The organism is Ignavibacteriota bacterium, from assembly GCA_016212665.1.
In the GTDB taxonomy this organism is placed as follows: domain Bacteria; phylum Bacteroidota; class Ignavibacteria; order UBA10030; family SZUA-254; genus FW602-bin19.
The window spans coordinates 101,800-108,249 of record JACREZ010000004.1 but is presented as its reverse complement, the minus strand read 5'-3'; the positions used below and the strand labels follow the sequence as shown (position 1 = coordinate 108,249).

The following is a 6,450-nucleotide window of genomic DNA, read 5'->3' as shown; positions in this document are numbered from 1 at the left end:
GGAAGAAGTTGTAATTGATTGGGAGAATACGGTTTGAAAATTGCTGTTGGCATACCACCAATAACGATTCTGGTTCGATCTTGTTGCACTATCAATCACAATAAACAAAACAAAGGGGCTGCCCTTTTGAGACAGCCCCATCTAAGGTTACTTCAAGGTTTTGGTCCCGCCTTCACAACTTCCGGCGGACAACCTACTTCATATTTCTTGAAGTTTTCGATGAAGCGGGTTGCAAGTTCGCGGTATTTTTGCATGTACTGTTCCTTGCTTGCCCATGCTTCCGCAGGATTGAGAACACTCGGTGGAACATCTTCACATGTTTTCGGAACCTGAAAACCGAAGATTGGGTCTGTTGCGTAATCAACATTCAACAACTTTCCGTTCAATGCGGTGTTCAGCAACGCACGAGTGTATTTGATGCTGATGCGTTTTCCGATTCCGTACGCGCCGCCAACCCAGCCGGTGTTCACGAGCCAGCAGTTCACTCCGTACTTGAGAATTTTTCGCTTCAACAAATCAGCATAGAAATACGGATGATGCACCATGAACGGCGCGCCAAAACATGTGCTGAATGTCAGTTCCGGTTCTTTCCCAAGTCCGACTTCCGTCCCGGCAATCTTCGATGTATAACCGGAAATGAATTGATACATAGCTTGCTCAGGTGTCAGTTTTGCAATCGGAGGCATCACACCCGAAGCATCGCACGTAAGCATGATAATGTTTTTCGGATGTCCGCCCATTTTCTCCGGCACAGCGTTGTCAATATATTCCAGAGGATATGAAGCGCGGGTGTTCTCGGTAATCGTCGGGTCGTCCAAATCAATCTTTCGCGTAACAGGGTCGAAGACAACATTTTCGAGAATCGTTCCGAACTTTCGCGTGCAGGCAAAAATTTGTGGTTCAGCAGAAGCGGAGAGACTAATCACCTTCGCATAACAACCGCCTTCAAAGTTAAACACACCTTCATCGCTCCAGCCGTGTTCATCATCGCCGATCAGTCCGCGATTGGGGTCGGCAGAAAGCGTTGTCTTGCCTGTTCCTGAAAGTCCGAAGAAAATTGCCGCATCGTTTTGCTTACCGATGTTTGCCGAACAGTGCATCGGCATCACGCCTTCAAGCGGAAGGAGAAAGTTCATAATCGTGAAGATGGATTTTTTGATTTCTCCGGCGTATGCAGTATTGCCGATGACACACAATCGTTGCTCGAAGTTCAACACGATAAATGTGTTCGTTGTTGTTCCGTCAATCTGCGGAATTCCCTTGAAGCCCGGCACACACACAACCGTGAAGTCGGGAATGTGGCGGCGATATTCTTCAAGAGTCTTCGGCATGATGAACATATTGCGCGCAAAGAAACTGTGCCACGCTTGCTCAGTGATGATGCGAATCGGCATTCGATATTCTGCATCCGCGCCTGCGTAACAATCCTGCACGAACAGGTCACGCCCTTGCAAGTAACCTTGAACACGCGCCCACAATTCATTAAACTTATCCTGACTGAACGGACGATTATACTCGCCCCACCAGATTTTGTCGTCGGTCGTTCCTTCTTTCACGATGAACTTATCCGTTGCGGCGCGTGCCGTGTGCTTGCCGGTGTTTACAACGATGGGACCTAACTGCGTGATGCGTCCTTCTTTCCGAAACGCGATTTCTTCATACAGCGCTTCCGTCGGAAGATTCCAATAGACCATACGCAAGTCGGTCAAGCCATGATTAATGAGTCCGTAGTCGCTCTTCAGCGATTGTGCTTCGCCTTCAGTCGGAGTTTTTATATTGAGTAAGTTGTTCATAACCAATCCCTCACTAATTTACGTTCGCCGATAAAAATTTCTTTTGGTGCTTTCGGGTCAAGCGCCCATTTGATGCGCTCAACTCCTTGTTTGATTTCTTTGATGGTGCCGCAATAACTCAGCCGCAAGTGACCTTCCATCCCGAATTCTTTTCCGGGAACAGTCACCACAAGCGCTTTCTTCAACAACATCTCCGAAAGTTTTATTGAATCATTCGAGTATGCGCGGAAATCGGGCAAGCAATAAAATGTTCCGTGTGGTTTTGTAACTTTCACACCATCGAACGATTTCAATTCCTGAACCATCACGTTGCGATTATTTTCAATCATGAGTCGAAGCGCATCTACACTGCTTTGAACTCCCATTAACGCGCCCTCTGCCGCCGCTTGTGTGAGAAGCGCAGGGCAAGAAGTCGTTTGTGCCTGAACATTTATCATCACGCTGACGATTGGTTTGCTCGCCACAACCCAGCCGATGCGAAACCCTGTCATGCCATATAACTTCGAGATGCCGTTGATGACGATGACTTTGGATGACTCAATATCTTTGCTCGTAAACTTGAATGCGGAAATTGGTGAACGTCCATCAAACACAAGTTTGTGGTAAATATCATCCATGATGCAATAGATATTTTTCTTCTCACAGAACTCAACAATTTCTTTGATGAATTGCTCAGGATACATCACACCGCTTGGATTGTTCGGACTGTTGATGATGATTGCCCGCGTGTATGAACTGACAGCCGCTTCGATTTCTTTCATGCGCGGCGTGAACGTCCCGTCTTCCGGTTTCACAATCACCGGAATGCCGTAGCACATTTTTATCATCTCAGGGTAGCTGACCCAGTATGGCGCCAGCACAATCACTTCATCCTGCGGATTGAGAATTGTATAGAGCAAGTTGTACAGTGATTGTTTCGCTCCGGCGGAGACGATAACATTTTCCGGTGCGACAAGTCTGTCGTAATGTTCTTCCGTGTAACGGATGATTGCTTTCTTGAGCGACGGAATGCCGTCAGTAGGCGTGTACTTCACATCGCCTGTCGTCAACTTCGCGGCGGAACTCAGGATAGCATTGATGGGCGCTTTGTTTTTCGGCTCGCCAGCGCCGAGGTGAATCACTGCTTCGCCTTTTTCACGCAAGAGACGAGCTTCCTCGTTCAACTTGAGCGTCGGCGACTCAGCGATGGATTTTGCAAGAGTACTCAGAGACATAGTAGTTTTTGGTTTATTGTTTTTGGTTCGAGTTTCGGGTTTTCTGCCCGCCACCGGCGGGTGCAGTGTTAGGTAAAAGGTCTTAGGTAATAGGTCATAGGTGTTATGACGAAGAACAGGGAAAGGGGAAATGAGGTAAGAACGATTTGCTGATTCGCAATGCAAAGTTACCAAAACTCGGTCACTTAACCAAGCAAAGAAAAGTTTTCAGTTTAGTGTTTTCAGTTTCCTGTTACCAATTGAAAACAGGTGAAAGGAAAATACATCGTGATACAAAATCTAAAAAACTGTAACCAGAAACCACTAACCAGTAACGATTCCGCGTGATTGTTAAATAACAGGTAACTCTGTATATTTTCCCATCAAATAATGAAAATATAAACAAGGAAAAGAAAATTATGCCCAATTATGCGTATCGTTGCAAATCATGTTCTTACGAGTTTGAAGAACTCCAGAGAATTTCAGAACCGGTGTTAGTAACCTGTCCGTCTTGCAAAACGGAAAATCTTGTCCGCTTAATAAGCGGCGGCGGCGGACTTCACTTTAAAGGTTCCGGATTTTATTTGACGGATTATAAGAAGTCGAACACAAGTAGCGCGGCGACGGAAACGAAAGCGACGCCGGAGAGCGGGACGAAAACGGAGACGAAGAAGACGGAAACGAAAACAAGTAATTCAACCACAGAGAGTAAGTAGAATATTTTTTATTGAAGGAACGTACCATGTCGAAACAAGAAGCGTTGGACCTCATTCAACAACTTCCGGATGAAGTCACAACCGATGAAATAATTGATGAGTTATATGTCAGAGAGAAAATTCTTTCAAGTATGAAGAAGGTTGAAGCAGGGGAATCAATTTCGTATGAAGAAGCAAAAGTGAGGATGAGTCGGTGGCTCGAATAAAGTGGTCGCCTGATTTCAAAGAATTATTTTTGGGAATACTTGAACAAAATGTCTGAGCTTAATGAAGATAAACTTTTGTCTCTTGCTAAATCATTTCGTAATGCTATTGATAAAGCAGATTTTTCTATTGAATTCGTAGGAGATGAAGGGAATAATAGAATGAAGAGTTTCCCTTGGGGTGCTTGTGGAGAGGCGACGAAATTATTAGGAGTTTACTTGACTGAAAAATATCATCTTGAATCGCTCTTTGAAGTTTATGCTCAAATTGTAGAAGGTAAGATTTGGCATGGCAGTCATAGATGGTTAGAATATAATGGAATAATTTTAGACATTACTCCCGATCAATTTGGATTGGTGAAAGATCCAGTCATTGTCACGAGCAATAGTTATTTTCATTCAACCTTTGCAAAAATAAATTGTAAAACACGTTATTATTATTTTCTTAATGACCAACCTGAATGGATGATCCGTATTTACCAAGCAATCATCAAGAAACTATGATTCTGACTACTCCAACATTTGAGTAAGCACTCTAAAGTAACTATACAAAACAATTTTTTTTTAGAAATGTAACATCTATCCCACAATGAAAGATATTATATGGACTTAAATAAATGGATGAATGAAGTTGAAGTAGCTTATAAAAATTTGGGCAAGTCTCTAAGCCCTAAACATAAAGAAATTCTTCTTTCAAACGTACCTGATAAAAGTACTGCTGAAAGTGCAGATATTTGTTTAGAAACATTAGATGCCCTTTTAAGATATTTTTGGGTGAAGGTTAATACCAAAAAAACATTCGGTGATAAAAATAGTATCACGAAACGATTTGGGAAAACTTTAGAACAGAATTATGGGGTAAGCGAAGGTCCATTTCTTGATTTAGCATATACCTATTGGACTTTTAAGTTGGAGTCACATGATTTACGTGATGATTATGCGCAGTTAACAATTTCTCAAATAATTTTTAAAATAGAAGTTATGCTTGCAAGCATATTCTTCCCAACACCAGGACCACATACCTATCCAGATGATAAAAGAAAAATGCATCAGCGTGATATGTGTCGAGATTTTGCATCTGAATTTGATATTGAAAGATGTATTGCTCAAAGTCCATACTTTCGTTCTACTGCTACGAAAAGTGGAGGTTGTTTAAGTATAGCTATATTCTTCATTATTTTTGGTCTAAGCATTAGTTATATCTTTGTCAACTGAGATTAATTGAATGTGCGACTCACTTCTTCTAAGAGTGAATCATGAACCCCAAAAATACCGATAGCATCCGAGTGTAAGTAAGTCGCGCCTCTTTCAATCCGGAAACGGCAATCCGAAATCAATTTTTCACAATCTCCACCAACGCCTCCACCGCCCGTTCATCTTCTGATTGTCCAAGCCAGAAGATTGCTTCTTTCCTGAGTTTCGGGTTGTGGTGTTTTTGTGCAATCTTGATGAGTTCGTTCACGCCGTCGTGGTTGTCCATTTGTGTGAGTGCGAAGAGCGCCTGCCGTTGAACTTCCGCATCTTCATCATCGTCAAACACGACATCTTTAATTGCATCGAGCGCTTTTTTCGATGCTTTCTCAGCAAGCCAGAACAATGCCTTGCTTCGTGTTCCCGCGTGCTTTCCTTTTCGGGCAAGTGAAATGAGTGAGTCGGTTGCCGTTTCGGTTTCAACCTGACTGAGAGAGAACACTGCCTTTTCTCTCACATCTTCCGAATTATCTTTTTGTGCTGTTGCAGTCAGTAAAGAAATAACTTCTTCGTGTTCCTGCTGACCAATCCAGAAAACAGATTCTTCCCGAACATCATCATCTGCTTTGCTGAGGAGAATGTTTTTGAGGAAAAGGAATATTTCATCAGACGGCTGATGCAATCCAATTGCCCGGATGACATCTTCTTTCACTTCATTTGTTTTGGTTTTCTGAAACATTGATTTCAACAACTCCACACTTTCATCATCGTGTGCGGCTTCGAGCCAGTACAGTGGCTTCTCATCCAAATCAGCATGAAGCGACATATTGCTTATGTTCACTTCGCGAACGTACTCTTTTTCAAACAAAATAAGAACAGCAATTTTCTTGACAATCTTAGCATCTTTTCCGTCACCAATAATGATTGTTCCTTCCTCTACGAGGTCGTAGACCATCTTACCGCAGTCGCTGTCAAACTCAGGCGTCGGTTCAGATTCATTTTTAACACCGTACACCATTTCAAAAATTGATTTGGTATTTCGTTTCCGCGAATCAAACGCCCCGACATACGAATTCTTTTCCATCAGCCGCGAAATGCAGTAGCCAATCCAGTAGCCATTTTTGCTGTTGTTTTTCTTTGCAAGATTATGAGCAATTTCCAATCTCTCGTTTAGTGATTGATCATTTGGTGAGTTGTTAATTTGTGAGTGGTTAATTCGTATAACTTCCTGACCGATACTTTTATCCGTGCAGGCAACATTCAGCAAACTAAGAACAAGAAAAGAATAACTGAAAACAGGAAACATTAAACTGTAAACAGAAAATCGAGTCACGTATAACATATAACGCATAAC

The 6,450-nt window shown here is 42.7% G+C and carries 7 protein-coding genes; 4 read left to right on the top strand and 3 right to left on the bottom strand.

Annotated features, from left to right (window positions below; translation table 11 throughout):
- Positions 1-152: 152 nt before the first annotated feature.
- Positions 153-1,793 carry a phosphoenolpyruvate carboxykinase (ATP) gene (gene pckA, locus HY960_01495; protein ID MBI5214406.1) on the bottom strand — a complete coding sequence of 547 codons (1,641 nt, stop codon included), beginning with the start codon at positions 1,791-1,793 and terminating at the stop codon, positions 153-155.
- A complete protein-coding gene (locus HY960_01490; protein MBI5214405.1) occupies positions 1,790-3,007 on the bottom strand; it encodes a pyridoxal phosphate-dependent aminotransferase in 1,218 nt (405 codons plus the stop codon). Before HY960_01490 ends, pckA begins: the two co-directional genes overlap by 4 nt.
- Positions 3,008-3,405: 398 nt before the next feature.
- Here HY960_01490 and HY960_01485 point away from each other — a divergent pair, with 398 nt between their 5' ends.
- The 4 genes from HY960_01485 to HY960_01470 all read left to right on the top strand — a co-directional run bounded on the left by HY960_01485 (position 3,406) and on the right by HY960_01470 (position 5,120).
- A complete protein-coding gene (locus HY960_01485; GenBank protein ID MBI5214404.1) occupies positions 3,406-3,702 on the top strand; it encodes a zinc ribbon domain-containing protein in 297 nt (98 codons plus the stop codon).
- 26 nt (positions 3,703-3,728) lie between these two features.
- The gene (locus tag HY960_01480; protein MBI5214403.1) at positions 3,729-3,908 is read left to right on the top strand and encodes a hypothetical protein; all 180 of its coding nucleotides are present in this window, start codon (positions 3,729-3,731) and stop codon (positions 3,906-3,908) included.
- A 48-nt stretch (positions 3,909-3,956) separates the two neighbouring features.
- Positions 3,957-4,409: a hypothetical protein gene (locus tag HY960_01475; GenBank protein ID MBI5214402.1), complete on the top strand. Its 453-nt coding sequence runs from the start codon at positions 3,957-3,959 to the stop codon at positions 4,407-4,409.
- Positions 4,410-4,508: 99 nt separating this feature from the next.
- The gene (locus HY960_01470) at positions 4,509-5,120 is read left to right on the top strand and encodes a hypothetical protein (GenBank protein ID MBI5214401.1); all 612 of its coding nucleotides are present in this window, start codon (positions 4,509-4,511) and stop codon (positions 5,118-5,120) included.
- 118 nt (positions 5,121-5,238) lie between these two features.
- Here the strand turns inward: HY960_01470 and HY960_01465 are convergent, their stop codons facing one another.
- Complete coding sequence (locus tag HY960_01465) at positions 5,239-6,447, bottom strand: HEAT repeat domain-containing protein (protein ID MBI5214400.1); 1,209 nt, start codon at positions 6,445-6,447, stop codon at positions 5,239-5,241.
- Positions 6,448-6,450: the final 3 nt, after the last annotated feature.

Excerpts from the sequence above, each read along its gene's own strand:
- pckA (MBI5214406.1), bottom strand. The coding sequence starts at position 1,793 with ATGAACAACTTACTCAATATAAAAACTCCGACTGAAGGCGAAGCACAA.
- HY960_01490 (MBI5214405.1), bottom strand. The coding sequence starts at position 3,007 with ATGTCTCTGAGTACTCTTGCAAAATCCATCGCTGAGTCGCCGACGCTC.
- HY960_01485 (MBI5214404.1), top strand. The coding sequence starts at position 3,406 with ATGCCCAATTATGCGTATCGTTGCAAATCATGTTCTTACGAGTTTGAA.
- HY960_01480 (MBI5214403.1), top strand. The coding sequence starts at position 3,729 with ATGTCGAAACAAGAAGCGTTGGACCTCATTCAACAACTTCCGGATGAA.
- HY960_01475 (MBI5214402.1), top strand. The coding sequence starts at position 3,957 with ATGTCTGAGCTTAATGAAGATAAACTTTTGTCTCTTGCTAAATCATTT.
- HY960_01470 (MBI5214401.1), top strand. The coding sequence starts at position 4,509 with ATGGACTTAAATAAATGGATGAATGAAGTTGAAGTAGCTTATAAAAAT.
- HY960_01465 (MBI5214400.1), bottom strand. The coding sequence starts at position 6,447 with ATGCGTTATATGTTATACGTGACTCGATTTTCTGTTTACAGTTTAATG.